The organism is Streptomyces sp. NPDC034103 (assembly GCF_055575395.1).
In genome coordinates this window covers 18716-32219 of record NZ_JBVISS010000026.1, presented here as the reverse complement: position 1 = coordinate 32219, position 13504 = coordinate 18716, and the positions used below count along the sequence as shown (strand labels likewise).

Annotated in this window: 8 protein-coding genes and 2 pseudogenes; 5 read left to right on the top strand and 5 right to left on the bottom strand. The window is 68.6% G+C overall.

The features are described 5' to 3' along the window. Window positions 1-277: 277 nt before the first annotated feature. From ACZ56U_RS38475 to ACZ56U_RS38455, 5 genes and pseudogenes are all read right to left on the bottom strand, one after another. Window positions 278-1252 carry a helix-turn-helix domain-containing protein gene (locus ACZ56U_RS38475; RefSeq protein ID WP_469088589.1) on the bottom strand — a complete coding sequence of 325 codons (975 nt, stop codon included), beginning with the start codon at window positions 1250-1252 and terminating at the stop codon, window positions 278-280. 690 nt (window positions 1253-1942) lie between these two features. Then, window positions 1943-2584, bottom strand: a pseudogene (gene rnc, locus ACZ56U_RS38470) (ribonuclease III); the annotation flags it as partial. Window positions 2585-2598: 14 nt separating this feature from the next. After that, window positions 2599-2850, bottom strand: a pseudogene (locus ACZ56U_RS38465) (prolyl oligopeptidase family serine peptidase); the annotation flags it as partial. A gap of 790 nt (window positions 2851-3640) precedes the next feature. After that, window positions 3641-3877 (bottom strand): hypothetical protein, encoded by a 237-nt coding sequence (locus tag ACZ56U_RS38460; RefSeq protein WP_469088588.1) that lies wholly within the window; start codon window positions 3875-3877, stop codon window positions 3641-3643. Between the two features lie 113 nt (window positions 3878-3990). Then, window positions 3991-4215 carry a hypothetical protein gene (locus ACZ56U_RS38455; RefSeq protein WP_469088587.1) on the bottom strand — a complete coding sequence of 75 codons (225 nt, stop codon included), beginning with the start codon at window positions 4213-4215 and terminating at the stop codon, window positions 3991-3993. A gap of 557 nt (window positions 4216-4772) precedes the next feature. Here ACZ56U_RS38455 and ACZ56U_RS38450 point away from each other — a divergent pair. From ACZ56U_RS38450 to ACZ56U_RS38430, 5 genes are all read left to right on the top strand, one after another. After that, entirely contained in the window at window positions 4773-6752 is a 1980-nt protein-coding gene (locus tag ACZ56U_RS38450; RefSeq protein WP_469088586.1) for an APC family permease, read from the top strand. Window positions 6753-7347: 595 nt separating this feature from the next. Then, window positions 7348-7596 (top strand): hypothetical protein, encoded by a 249-nt coding sequence (locus ACZ56U_RS38445; RefSeq protein ID WP_469088585.1) that lies wholly within the window; start codon window positions 7348-7350, stop codon window positions 7594-7596. Next, complete coding sequence (locus ACZ56U_RS38440) at window positions 7596-7769, top strand: hypothetical protein (protein WP_469088584.1); 174 nt, start codon at window positions 7596-7598, stop codon at window positions 7767-7769. The genes ACZ56U_RS38445 and ACZ56U_RS38440 overlap by 1 nt, the downstream gene beginning before the upstream one ends. 1183 nt (window positions 7770-8952) lie before the next feature. After that, a complete protein-coding gene (locus tag ACZ56U_RS38435) occupies window positions 8953-11148 on the top strand; it encodes a discoidin domain-containing protein (protein WP_469088583.1) in 2196 nt (731 codons plus the stop codon). 122 nt (window positions 11149-11270) lie between these two features. Continuing rightward, window positions 11271-13448 (top strand): discoidin domain-containing protein, encoded by a 2178-nt coding sequence (locus ACZ56U_RS38430; RefSeq protein WP_469088582.1) that lies wholly within the window; start codon window positions 11271-11273, stop codon window positions 13446-13448. Window positions 13449-13504: the final 56 nt, after the last annotated feature.

Below are 13504 nucleotides of genomic sequence, written 5' to 3'. Positions count from 1 at the left end.
ACCGGCGGTACTGACGGGGACGGTGCTCGAAGAGCCTCTGGCACGCTGTACGAGGGGTCGTGAACACCCTCTTGTGCGGGCTCCGGTCTGTCCGGGCCCTTCAATTCACAAGGTCACGCGAACCCCAGCCGTCCCCGGCGCAGCCTGCTGCCGAAGAGCGCGAGCCGGCCGAGGAAGCTGCGTGGAGGGGCTGCCCAGCAAGCAGTCGAGACAGTCCCCTCATGTGGACCTGCGCTCTACGCATCAGCTCATCCCCACCGATCGCGCGCCGCCCTCGCTATATCCGTGCGCGGTACTCCATGGGCGACACTCCGTACGCGCGCCGGAAGGCTCGCCCGAAGTCGGAGGCACGGACCATGCCCCAGCGCGTGGCGATGGTGTGGACGGGCGTGGAGGCGAGGTTGGGGTCCGCCAGGTCGCGTCGGGCGCCCTCGAGGCGCAGGTCGCGGATCCAGGCCGCGACCGTTTCACCGGGAGCGTCGTCCTTGAAGATCTGGTGCAGGTAGCTCAGCGAGATGTGATGTGCGGCGGCTATCGCGGGCGGTGACAGCCCCGGGTCGTGCAGGTTCTGACGGATGAATGCCCGTACGCGCGTCGTCAGCGCCCGCTGGCGGGTTTCCGGGGGCAGCGCGTCTTCCGCCTCAAGCACCTGCGCGAACCAGGTAGACAACAGGTCGATCAGGACGGTGCCGAGGCGGGGCGCGTCGGACGGCTGGAGTACGTCGGCCTGTTGCTCCAGTCCGGTGAGGAAGCCCGTCAGCAGGGCACCCACCCCCTCTCGACCCGGCAGCCGCCGCCCCAGCAGCTGCTGAATGCGGGCAGACGGCAGGGGCACCAGTGCCTTGGGGAAGTCCACGCCCACCCCCCTGTTCACCTGGCGGCATCCGTCGGCCGGCGGGTGCACTTCGTACGGCCGTGACGTGTCGCTCACCCAAAGGTCGCTCGGCCCGTACGCGTCGGACCGCCCCGCATGCTCGAACCCCAGGCCGCCGCCGAGCACCAGTGACAGGTGGTACATCTCCGGATCGGACTGCCGCACCAGCTTCTCGGTACGCCGAAAACCCGTCGGCAGGTGCGACGTCGGCCACACCAACACCGGACCCAGCTCCAGCAGTCGCTGTTGCGCCCAAAAGTCACCGGCGAACCGGCTGCTCATGTGACTGGGCGCGATCGCCCGGTGCATCAACTCGCACCAGTACTCGAACCGGTGCTCCTTGGACACGTCGTCGCTCCGAAAGATCGTTCCGATCATGCCAGGGTCAGTCCTGAGCGGTGTACGGGCGAAGTCCGCCCAAGCTGGCAGGGGAGACGAGGAGTTGGGGTCGATGGTGTTCTTGGAGCCCCGGATGCGCCGCATCCTGCCGGGCCCCAGCATCGGTATCCCGCACGTCCACATCGAGAACCAAGGCGACAGGCCCGGTCTCCTGCTCGTCGAGAGTCAACAACGGCGGACAACACGCCCGCCCCTCCTCGGGTTTCCGGCATGAAACGACCGCCACTACGATACCGCTCTCCAGCTGATCGACCCGTGCCACCGACAACGTCGGCCACCTCCAGTGAACTTCGGCTGGCCGCCACCGATCACCGGGCCCGCCGGTCACTCTGGTCGAACCCGAACTGGTCATGGAAGTCGGCGGCGACACCGTCACCGACGGTTTGCCGTCTTCACACACCTGGCACCCGCGCCTTGTCGATTCGGACGACGGGCTGTCCAGCGTGACCTCCATCCGGGTGAGGTCGCCTGGTTCCTGCCGCATACTGACCTGCAGACAGTTTGCAGGTCCCGAGGGCCTCAGCCCCATCGAAGGAAAAGCTGAGACGGTGCCGGAGGCGAACAGGTCGCGTGGGCCGCTTCATCGGCTGCGAGCAAATAGAACTCGCCCGCGAAATGGGATGGGTGCGGCTCCATGGAAGGGAACGTCGCACTGACAGAACGTCATTGTCACGAAGATGACCGCCACTGGCTCCCAATGTCGCCATGCTTCTCCGCCGCCTTGGCTCGCTCATCCGTGACGGCCCAGATGGACCGCCATGCAGATTCGGCGGCCTGCTGCTCCGCCTCCTTCTTGCTGCGGCCGCTGCCGGTTTCGTACGAGACGCCTCCGACGCGGGCGGCAACAGTCAAGGTCTTCTCGTGGTCGGGGCCGGTCTCCGAGACCTGGTACTCGGGCACGCCGAGGCCTTCGGTCTCGGTGAGCTCCTGGAGACTGGTCTTCCAGTCCAGACCGACGGCGAGGTTGGAGGACTTCTCGACCAGCTGGTCCAACAGGCGGCGCACCAATTCGTAGGCTGCGTCCAGGCCGTGGTCGAGATAGACCGCGCCGATCACCGCTTCGAGGGTGTCGGCAAGGATGGATGCCTTGTCCCGGCCGCCCGTACCCTCTTCAGCACGACCGAGCCGGATGAAGGCGCCCAGGTCGAGCCCACGGCTCACCTCCGCCAGCGCACGAGAGTTGACCACCGCGGCCCGCAACTTGGCCAGCTGGCCTTCGGGCAGGTCGGGGTGGGTGCGATACAGCGTGTCCGTGACCACGAGGCCGAGCACGGAGTCCCCGAGGAACTCCAGGCGCTCGTTCGTGGGCAGACGGTCGCGGCCCGATTGGCCAGGTAGCCGCCGTAGGACCAGCCGGCGAGGCCGGTCCTGGTCGCGTCGAGGTCGTCGCGTGCCAGCGCCGCGTCCGCTAACGCGATGAGATCACGGTAGGGCTGACCGCCGTACTGGCCCCGGCCGCGCTCCTGCATGCGTTGCCCGTAGCCGGTGGACAGCGCCGGATCGGGTAGCAGCACTGCGTAGCCGCGGGCCGTGAACGGCCATGGGTTCCACAACCACGTCCAGGCGCTCCAGGACATCTGTGGTCCACCGTGCGGGGCGATGATCAGCGGCGCTGGGTGCCCGGCCGACGCACCCTCGGGCAGCGCGAGCCAGGCGCGCAACGGGAAACCGTCGTCCGCCTCGACGTGCACTTCGGCCAGCGTGCCGGGAAGCGGGTCGAGGTCGCCGGGGGCCCTAAGGAAGGCGGGTTGTTGATCGGCTGTGACGGCGTCCAGCCGGACCACTCGAGGCGGGCTGTCGATCGTGCTGCGCAGTGCATAGAGGGTGGTTCCATCGGGCGACACGCAGAGCGAGGCGTGTGCGCCGGAGGCGGTCAGGCGGGTGATCGTGCCGTCCGCGTCGCGACGGAAGATCGGGCAGTGGCCTCGCTCGTCACCGGTGAACCACAGCGTGGCGTCCCCACGGATCGGCGAGAGGACGGCCCGTCCCGGCCACGGCCAATTGTCGAACTCCGGCAGGAGGTCGGTCTCTTGACCCGAAGCCAGGTCGAGGCGCCGGCGATTTCCGTCCCGGCCTCCGCCGCCCGGCTGACGGCGGCGAGGCGCGGCGGCCCCGGCCGACGCGCAACCGGCCGAGCGCGCCCCGATCCCCGGCCGCGGCCGCGCCGCCCATGCCTTCCTCCTTCACACCAGCCAAGGGACATGGGCAGAGCGGCCGCAACGGGGATGTCAGCGGCCGACCACGGAAAAACCGCGTGGTGACCTGCGAGGACACGGGGACGGTTCTGCGGGCCGCGCAACATCCAGCGCAACAGATAGGCGCAACCCTTGGCGCGCCCCCGTGCTCCTGGTCGACCCAGGCATGCGGTCACGCCGCCTGGACGGCCCGCCGGGCGCGGGCCAGCTGCCGCAGCTCGGAGCGCGCCGCCGGCGCCGAGGGGACGGTTTCCCAGTAGGGGTGCCACCACAACCGTACGGACAGGCGCAGCAGACGGCGGCGCAGGGCGGTGGTGTCGCGGGGGCGGGGTGCGGCGAGCGCTTGGTAGGTGGTGTTCCAGGCTGCTTGCGTCTGCACCAGGTCGTCGGGGAAGTCGGTCTCGTCCATACCGGTATTAGATCGCTTGTTCGAATCTTGTGTCACTTCGACACGCCACTCGGGGCCGAAGTCGGGGGTCGCCCCGGCGTGGTCGGCCTCATGGTCGGGGCGACCGCGCGGGCTCAGCGGCGGCGGAGTTCCCCAGCCCCGTTCCGAAGCAGTCCTTCGATAACCAGGTTGTCTCCGCGGGCCACGGTCTGGAGCAGCTGAGCGCACACGGTCGCTTCGGCGGCGAGGCCGACCGGACTGCCCAGCACGGGGAAGACGGCGCGGACGCGGGCGGCAGTGTCCGGCTGGAGTAGCGAGTAGGCGTAGAGAGTGGCGGCGTCGAACCCCTCCGGGGCCATTGCCCCATCCTTCCCAGTCCAGCAGGCTCACCAGTTCGGTGAGCTTCGCCCAGTGCACATCCGCATGGGCTGTTGTCCAGCAGGAGACGGCCGGGGCCGGGATGCCCACGAACTCGGGGATGACCCGCTCCACGTACTGCTGCCGTACGGCGACGCGGCCGGTGTCGACGGCCGCCACTTTCTCCAGCGTCCCGGCAAGGTCGTTCCACCATGAGTCCGGCAGCTGGGCCTCCTGCTGGAGGATCGGGTCGCCGGACAGGACCGGGCCATCGACACGGACCGACAGCTCCGCTCGGTAGGCGATGCCGTCGTCGACGGCGTCGTGCACGGCCAGGAGCGCGGGCCGGTGACCGTCGAGGGCACCGAAGGCGTGTCGTGCGTCCAGGGCGCACCGCGTCCTGCGTTGCAGCAAATGGCATGACCAGCCGCCCTCGGCTCACTCAGGTGCACCTCAGTACCGGATGAGGGATCCGGTGCCGCATACGCGATGATCGCTGGTGCCCTTGGCAGCTCCGAGTGCCATTTCAGTGATCAAGCAGCGGAAGGACAACGGGGACATGAGTGAGGCGAGCCGGCCGGTGATGCCGGAGACGGTGGACAGTCCCGCCTTGCGGGCCGAGCCGACAGGCAGAGCGGCACGGTGGCTGCTGCGTCACCGAGTGCAGCCGGTGGGACCCGCGGCCGGTGAGAGTCATGCCGAGCCGCATGCCTGGTGGAAGGTCATGTGCCTGACCGGTGTCGACTACTTCTCCAGTTTGGCCTACGTACCGGCGATCGCCGCCGTGGCCGCAGGAGCCGTTTCTCCTCTGGCGACACTGCTGATCGTGGCGTTGACGCTGCTGGGGATGCTGCCGATGTACCGCAGGGTGGCCAAGGAAAGCCCACACGGTGCGGGGTCGGTGGCGATGCTGGAGGATCTGCTGCCGTTCTGGTGGGGCAAGCTGTTCGTGCTGGTCCTGCTCGGCTTCGTTGCCACCTCGTGGATCATCACCATCACGCTGTCCACAGCGGACGCCTCGGTGCACGTGGTGGAAAACCCCTTCTTCCCCGCAGTACTGCACGGCCATGAGGTCGCGATGACGGTAGCGCTGCTGCTGATTCTCGGCGGAGTGTTCCTGCTGGGCTTCAGCGAGGCGGTCAAGGTGGCCATCCCCCTGGTGGTTGTCTTCCTCGCCCTCAACGCCATCGTCATCGGCGTGGGCGTGGCGCATGTGCTCACCGATCCCGACGCCTGGTCGGCGTGGACCGGCTCCCTCACCGACCTGGGCGGCTTCGGTGATCTGGCCCGCCCTGCCCTGCTGGCCTTCCCCCTGCTGGTACTGGGCCTGTCCGGCTTCGAAACCGGTGTGAGCATGATGCCGCTGGTGGCCGCCGACGGCGCCGATGCCGAACAGCGTCTCAAGACCCGCATCCGCAACACCCGCAAGCTCCTCACCACCGCCGCGCTCATCATGAGCGTCTACCTGCTCGCCGCCAGCTTCGTTGCCACCGTTCTCATCCCCAAAGCCGAGTTCGAGCCCGGAGGCGCCGCCAACGGCCGCGCCCTGGCCTGGCTGGCCCATGAGCATGTCGGTGAGGCGTTCGGCACCGTCTACGACATCAGCACCATCCTGATCCTGTGGTTCGCCGGCGCCTCCGCCATGGCAGGGCTGATCAACATCGTGCCCCGCTACCTGCCCGACTACGGCATGGCCCCCGAATGGGGACGCGCGGTACGCCCGGTCGTCCTCGTCTACACCGCCCTATGCATCATCATCACCATCACGTTCGACGCCGACGTCGACAAACAGGCCGGTGCCTACGCCACCGGCATCCTGGCGATGATGGTCTCCGGCGCCCTCGCCGTCACCGTCTTCGTCGCCCGCCACCGGCGGCGCGCGGCCACCACCGGGTTCGCCGCGCTCACCGCGGTCCTGTTCTACGCGCTGATCGCCAACATCGTCGACAAGCCCGACGGCATCGCCATCTCCGGCTTCTTCATCCTCGGCATCATCGCCGTGTCACTGGTCTCCCGCGTATCGCGCACCACCGAGCTGCGCGCCGACCGCCTCGTCTTCGACGAGACCGCCCGCCGGTTCATCAGCGACACCCTCGCCCACGACCAGTCCATCAACATCATCGCCAACCGCCGCCAGGCCGGCGACGCCGCCGAATACAGCGCCAAGGAACGCGAACAGCGCGGCACCAATCCGGTACCCGGCCCGGCCGACGTGCTCTTCCTGGAGATCGACGTCGTCGACCCGTCCGACTTCAGCGAGACCCTCACCGTCCACGGCGTCGAAGTCGACGGCTACCGCATCCTGCGCGCCCAGGCCCCGGCAGCGCCCAACGCCATCGCCGCAATCCTGCTGGCCCTGCGGGACGGCACCGGTGTGCGGCCGCACTGCTACTTCGCCTGGGCCGAAGGCAGCCCCCTGGTGCACATGATCCGCTACTTCCTCCTCGGGCGCGGCGACACCGCCCCCGTCACCCGGGAGATCATCCGCAGGAACGAACCCGACCCCGACCGCCGCCCCGGCATCCACGTCGGGGACTGAGCCCGTCCCTCCGCAGCTCTGCACAGCGACGACCAAAAGGGGAACAGAAAAGTCCAGAAACGTGCTGTGGCCAGCCACCCCCAAGGACTTTAGCGGCCCTTTGCCGTTAAGTGAAGGAGACTTCCTCTCCCGCCGAAGACGTTCCGCCCCCGCGCCCGGGGGCGGGTGAGTGATGAAGGAGCAGCAGACCCGCAATGGGTGAACCTCCCAGTACGAGCCGTGCCATACCCCGCCCGACGAGCTGCGAATGGGGGGTGGCACGGTGATTGAGCTGCTGCTGCTCCTGCTCGCCCTGGCGCTGGCGCTCGAGTCCTATGGCTGACGGTGGTCAGGCAGTCGACGCCCGTCGGAGGGGTGCCGCCTGGCCCTGCTTGCCGCCGCCCCGGGCCTGGCCGAGGCGCAGTCGTCGGCCAGCTGCGGGGAGACTTCCAGCGTGGCGGTGGCCACGCGACGGGTGCCGTGCATGAGGTCCAGGCGGATCCCGTGAGCCTGCCAAAGGGCACCAGGCCCCGTCGCTCAAGCGGCACCGACAGTACAGGCAGAGCCCCGTAAGCTGCTCGGACGCAGGACGACGCGATCTTCAGCAGGGGCACCCATGGCAGGCGGCAACAAGCCCGGCACGGATATCAGCGACGGCCACATCGGACTGGCCCTGACGATCATTGCCTTGATCGTCATCGCTCTTGCCTCAGGTCCACGGTGGACTTTGATCGTCGCGGGATGCTTCACCGCCTGGTTCGTCCTGGCGTTGATCGTCGTCCACATCAGGGGCGGGCGAGGCGGCGAGGCACTTGGACGGGCCTACGTCGCAACCTTCTGGTGGGGCGACTACATCAGTCCCTGATGGAGTTGCGCGACAAGCTGACCTTGAGTTTCAAACTTCGCGCACATGCGGAGGAGGCCGCCATGGAGACCGAAGCGTTCTGGCGCGTGCTCGACGCCGCAAAAGACAGGGGTCTGGTGCAGGTTTGGGTGGCAAATTTGGTCACGCGGCCTGGAGGGCCGGGGAGCCCCTGATCAACCCCGACTTCCCCGGCTGCACAGCGACCGCATCCTCAACCTGCTGCGCACCCACCCGCCGACCAAGCTGACACTGAGCCAGTACGGCGCGACCTATGACCAGATGACGCGCCGCCGCAGCGGATTCGACCGCTTCACCCGCGGCCTCGAGATGGCGCTCGCGGCGGGCCTGCACCTCGACCTGAGCCTGATCACCGTCCGGGACAACGAGCACGAAGCAGACGCCATGCGCACCTGGGCGCGCCACCGCCGGGGGTTCGGTGACGGCACCCTTATGTTTCGGGCCATCAGTGGGCGGCGTCGACCCGGCTGTGTGGCGTCGGGGCGGTGTGTCAGACCATGGCGAGCCGGTCCACCAGCAAGACGAGTCGGCCACCGGGGGCGAGGTCGACGGGTTCCTGCACCGCGGGTGAGGTCGTGTATCTGGTCGACGTGGTCACCGGCTCCGCCGCCACACTCACTCCGAGGGCCGGTGTGAGGTCAGCGAAGGCAACGCGGTGAAGCTGTGGAGGATGCCAGGCTCAGCGCCTCCCACGAGGTGGGCCGCCCGTGGCCGGAGATGTTCACTCTGCACGGATACGACGCGGGCAGCGCCTGCGGCGTCCGCACGTGCCCAAACTGCCGCTGCCAGGGTTCTGATTGGCGAGGACTTGGGCCTGATTTAGCAGAAGGGGCGGGGAGGGTGACGGTCCCGCCCGGACGCCAGTCATGCTCGGGCACCTGAATTGTGATCAACTCCGGAGACGACCACGGTTCTACCGATCTCGGGCGGGCTTCCAGATGATCGCCTGGATCGCCCGATCCCTGGTCGCACACGCGGCGACCGGCATCGTCCACGGTCCGGCCTGCACAGCACGACCTTCGCCGCCGAGGCGCCCGACGCTCGACGCGCCAATGCGCTCGCCCAGGCCCACGGGTGAGCGGGCTGATCTCCCCTCCCTTCGGCCAAGCGGGCGAGCGCCGACCGGATGCTGCGCGGGTTCAGGGGCACGGTCAAGCCCCTCCTCCCGCAACGCTGAGACGCGCCCCGGTGCCTCTCAGGGAGTCCGTCCCCCCAAGCACCCGCACTTAATGAAAGCCAAAAGAAAAGTCGTGTCCGGAACCTTGACCGCGATTGGCGTGACAGGCAAGGTTCCGGAGAGCGCTCTCCCGTTTCAGTCCCATGTCGAGGAGTCTCCTCATGCACACAGTCGGCATACCCCCAGCGGCGCTGCCACGCAGACCCGGCCGCCGCCGCGGCCTCGTCGGCGTGATGGTCACCGCACTGGCCGCCACCCTTCTCGCCCTCGCCCCCGCCAAGGAGGCCCAGGCCGCGCCTGTGCTGCTGTCGCAGGGCAAGCCGGTCGCCGCTTCCAGCCAGGAGCATTACGGCACCCCGGCGACCGCGGCGGTCGACGGCGACAACGGCACCCGCTGGTCCAGCGCCGCCGCCGACCCGCAGTGGATCCGCGTCGACCTCGGCGCCCCCGCCTCCCTCACCCAGGTCGAACTGCGCTGGGAGGCCGCCTACGCCAAGGCCTACCGCATCGAGACGTCCCAGAACGGCACGGACTGGTCGACGGCCTACTCCACCACCACAGGTACTGGCGGCACGGAGACCGTGAACGTCTCCGGCACAGCCCGCTACGTCCGCATGCTCGGCACCGTCCGCGCCACCGGATACGGCTACTCCCTCTGGGAGTTCAAGGTGTACGGCACCACCGGCGACGATCCCGGACCGGTCATCCCCGGCGGCGGCGACCTCGGCCCGAACGTCCACATCTTCGACCCGTCCACGCCCGGCATCCAGGCCAAGCTGGACCAGGTCTTCAATGCGCAGGAGTCCGCGCAGTTCGGCTCCGGCCGACACGCCTTCCTCTTCAAACCGGGCACCTACAACAACCTCAACGCCCAGATCGGCTTCTACACCCAGATCGCCGGCCTCGGCCTGCGCCCCGACGACACCACGATCAACGGTGACGTCACCGTCGACGCCGGCTGGTTCAACGGCAATGCCACCCAGAACTTCTGGCGCGCCGCGGAGAACCTCGCCGTGAACCCGGTCAGCGGTACCAATCGTTGGGCGGTCTCACAGGCCGCCTCGTTCCGCCGGATGCACGTCAAGGGCGGTCTCAACCTCGCTCCCAACGGCTACGGCTGGGCCAGCGGCGGCTACATCGCCGACAGCAAGATCGACGGCCAGGTCGGCAACTACTCGCAGCAGCAGTGGTACACCCGCGACAGCTCCATCGGCGGCTGGTCCAACAGCGTCTGGAACCAGGTCTTCTCCGGCGTCGAGGGTGCCCCGGCCACCAGCTTCCCGGAGCCTCGCTACACCACGCTCGACACGACGCCGATCTCCCGCGAGAAGCCCTTCCTCTACCTGGACGGCACCGAGTACAAGGTCTTCGCCCCCGCCAAGCGGACCAACGCCCGCGGTACCACCTGGGCAAGCGGCACCCCGCAGGGCGAGTCGATCCCGCTGAGCAAGTTCTACGTCGTCAAGCCCGGTGCCAGCGCCGCCACCATCAACGCCGCACTCGCCCAGGGCCTGCACCTGTTGTTCACCCCCGGCATCTACCACGTCGACCAGACGATCAACGTCAACCGGGCCAACACCATCGTGCTGGGCCTCGGCCTGGCCACGATCATCCCGGACAACGGGGTGACCGCGATGAAGGTCGCCGACGTCGACGGCGTGCGGCTCGCCGGCTTCCTGATCGACGCCGGACCGGTCAACTCCCCGACCCTGCTGGAGGTCGGCCCGCAGGGCGCGTCCGCCGACCACGCCGCGAACCCGACCACCGTGCAGGACGTCTACGTCCGCATCGGCGGCGCGGGTGCCGGCAAGGCGACCACCAGCATCGTCGTCAACAGCGACGACACGATCATCGATCACACCTGGGTGTGGCGGGCCGACCACGGCGAGGGTGTCGGCTGGGAGACCAACCGGGCCGACTACGGCGTGCGTGTCAACGGCGACGACGTGCTGGCCACCGGCCTGTTCGTCGAGCACTTCAACAAGTACGACGTCGAGTGGTACGGCGAACGCGGCCGAACGATCTTCTACCAGAACGAGAAGGCGTACGACGCGCCCAACCAGGCCGCGATCCAGAACGGTGACACCAAGGGCTACGCCGCCTACCGGGTCGACGACTCGGTGAACACCCACGAGGCATGGGGCCTGGGCAGCTACTGCAACTACAACGTCGACCCGAACATCCGCCAGGACCACGGTTTCAAGACGCCTGTCAAACCGGGGGTGAAGTTCCACAGCCTCCTCGTGGTCTCCCTCGGCGGCATGGGCCACTACAACCACGTCATCAACGACACCGGCGCCTCCACGGTGCCCGCCGGCACCTCGACCGTGCCGTCCACCGTCGTGTCCTACCCCTGACCGAGCCACCACAACTCCCTTCCGGGCCGGATGACATCCCCGCGACCCGGCCCGGAAGGGCCATCACGCGGTGCTCCAACAGCCCCGTCCCATCGGCTCTCCCCAACCCGCCAGGAGCAGATGTGTTCAGAGCCTCCTCGTATCGCAAACCAGTCGGCCGCCGTGCCGGCGTGCCCCTGCTCGCCCTCGGCACCCTGCTGGCGTCGTCGCTCGTCCTGACCGCTCCGTCCGCCCAGGCCGCGGAGACCCTGCTCTCCCAGGGCAAGCCCGCCACCGCCTCCTCCCAGGAAGGCGCCGGGTACGCAGCCTCGGCGGCCGTCGACGGCAACCTCACCGGCACCCGCTGGGCCAGCCAGTGGAGCGACCCGCAGTGGCTCCAGGTCGACCTCGGACAGCGCGCCGACCTCAGCCGTGTCGTGCTGACCTGGGAAGGCGCGTACGGCAAGAGCTACCAGATCCAGGCGTCCGACAACGGCACGGACTGGCGCACCCTGAAGACCGTGACCGGCGGCGACGGAGGCACCGACGAGGTCGCCGTCTCCGGCGCCGGCCGCTACGTACGCATGCTGGGCACCGAACGCTCCGGCGGCTACGGCTACTCCCTGTGGGAGTTCCAGGTATACGGGACCACGGACGGCACACCGCCCGCCGGAGGAGGAGGAGGAGCGGTCAAGGTCACCGGCTCCCAGGGGAACTGGCAACTGACCGTCGGCGGCCAGCCGTACACCGTCAAGGGCCTGACCTGGGGTCCCGCCATCGCGGACGCCCCGAAGTACATGCCCGACGTGAAGTCCATGGGCGTCAACACGATCCGCACCTGGGGCACCGACGGCGGCACCAAGCCACTGCTCGACAGCGCCGCCGCGAACGGCATCCGCGTCGTCAACGGCTTCTGGTTGCAGCCCGGCGGCGGCCCCGGCTCCGGCGGCTGCGTCAACTACGTCACCGACACCACGTACAAGAACAACATGCTCACCGAGTTCGCCAAGTGGGTGGAGGCGTACAAGAGTCACCCGGCGACCCTCATGTGGAACGTCGGCAACGAGTCGGTCCTCGGCCTGCAGAACTGCTACAGCGGCACGGAGCTGGAGACGCAGCGCAACGCCTACACCGGCTTCGTCAACGACGTCGCCAAGAAGATCCACTCCATCGACCCGGACCACCCCGTCACCTCGACCGACGCCTGGACCGGAGCCTGGCCGTACTACAAGCGCAACGCGCCCGACCTCGACCTGTACTCGATGAACTCCTACGGCGACATCTGCGGCGTCCAGGAGGACTGGGAGGAGGGCGGCTACACCAAGCCGTACATCATCACCGAGGGCGGACCGGCCGGGGAGTGGGAGGTACCGGACGACGCCAACGGCATCCCCGACGAGCCGACCGACGTGCAGAAGGCCGCGGGTTACACCAAAGCCTGGGAGTGCGTCACCGGGCACCGGGGCGTCGCCCTCGGCGCCACCCTCTTCCACTACGGCGTCGAGCACGACTTCGGCGGCATCTGGTTCAACCTCGTGCCCGACGGGCTGAAGAGACTGTCCTACTACGCGGTCAAGCGGGCCTACACCGGATCGACCAGCGGTGACAACACGCCCCCGGTCATCACGAACATGGCCGTCAGCCCCGCCTCGTCCGCCCCGGCGGGCGGAGAGTTCACCGTCCGCGCCGACGTCCGCGACCCCGACGGGGACCCGATCACCTACAAGGTCTTCCTCAGCGGCAACTACGCCAACGGCGACAAGCGCCTGGTCGAGGCCAAGTGGCGCTCCACCGGCACCGGGACGTTCGCCGTGACGGCCCCCGAGAAGCTCGGCGTGTGGAAGGTGTACATCCAGGCCGAGGACGGCCACGGCAACGCCGGCATCGAGACGAAGTCCGTCAAGGTCGTCGCCCCACCGGTCACCGGCACGAACGTGGCGCTGAACAAGCCCACCACCGCTTCCTCCTTCCAGGCGTCGTACGGCGACTGCCCGTGCGAGCCCGCCAAGGCGACGGACGGCAGAGCCGACACCCGCTGGGCCAGCGACTGGAGCGATCCGCAGTGGATCCGCGTCGACCTCGGCGCCCCCACCGCCATCCGCAAGCTGCAGCTGGTCTGGGACCCGGCCTACGCCAAGTCCTACGAGGTCCAGGTGTCCGACGACGGAAACACCTGGCGCACGGTGCACACCACTACGACCGGCAACGGTGACATCGACACCATCGACGTCGCGGCGACCGCACGACACGTACGACTGCACCTGACGGCGCGTGGCACCGGCTGGGGCTACTCGCTGCACGAGTTCGGCGTCTACAGCTGACGCACCACGCCAAACCCCGGCAGGGGGCTGCGCTCAGCCCCCTGCCGGGTCCCCAC